The 1,049-nt window shown below is 63.1% G+C and carries 2 pseudogenes; both read right to left on the minus strand.

The features are described 5' to 3' along the window. Window positions 1-348 (minus strand): annotated as a pseudogene (locus Q7U29_RS19615) (ABC transporter permease); the annotation flags it as partial. Window positions 349-522: 174 nt separating this feature from the next. After that, window positions 523-1,049, minus strand: a pseudogene (locus Q7U29_RS19620) (ABC transporter substrate-binding protein); the annotation flags it as partial.

The following is a 1,049-nucleotide window of genomic DNA, read 5'->3' on the forward strand; positions in this document are numbered from 1 at the left end:
AAAGAACAGGCCGAGCGTGAAGCCGATGAGGGCGGCCGCGATCGCCAGGGTCACGGTATTGCCGACCGCGCGCATGACTTCCGAAAGCACCGGGCGGCCGGTGGCGATGGAATTGCCGAGATCGCCGTGGAGCGCCTTCCAGAGCCAGATGCCGAACTGCACCGGCAGCGGACGGTCGAAGCCGTAGGCGATGCGCATTTGCGCCGCCAGCTCCTGCGATGCGTCGGCCGGCAGAACCGCGACCAGGGGATCGCCGGGCGTGATGTGCACCAGCAGGAAGCACACCAGCGCCACGCTGATGACGATCGGGATCACATAGACGATGCGGCGGGCGATATAGACGAGCACTGGTCACCTCTTCTTCCCTTCTCCCCTTGTGGGAGAAGGTGATCCTCGCGAAGCGAGGATCGGATGAGGGGTCTCTATCCGCGGAGACAGACCCCTCACCCGTCTCGAATGCGCTGAAGCGCATTCGATCCACCCTCTCCCACAAGGGGAGAGGGTAGAAAGAGCAATGCCGCCTTACGGCGCCATCGAGATAGGCGAGAAGTCGACGAACCAGCTCTTCGGCTGCACGAAGCCCTTGACCTTGGGGCTCATGGCGCGCGGAGAGACGTCGTGGGCGACATAGAGGAAAGCCGCGTCGTCGACCGAGGCCGCATGCAGTTCGGCCAGCGCCGCATCGCGCGCAGCGGGCTCGAAGGTCTGCCGCGCCTTGGTCACCAGTTCATCGAACTTGGGATTGTTGATGAAACCCCAATTGTTCGAGACCGGCGGCGCCATCGACGACTGCAGGAAGCGCACCAGGGCGAAGAACGGGTCCATCGCCGCATAGGTGACGTTGGTGGCATTGGCGCCGTTGGCGGTCGGATCCTTGGCGCCGCGACGCCAGTTGGTGAACAGCGTATTCCACTCGATGACGTCCAGCTTGACGTCGAAATAGCATTCGGCCAGCGCCTGCTGCAGATATTCGTTCATCGGCAAAGGCTGCATCTGACCGGAGCCGGACGCCGAGGTCTGGGTCTTGACCGACAACTTCTTGTTCGGAC

This window comes from Bradyrhizobium sp. (assembly GCF_030654605.1).
Taxonomy (GTDB): domain Bacteria; phylum Pseudomonadota; class Alphaproteobacteria; order Rhizobiales; family Xanthobacteraceae; genus Bradyrhizobium.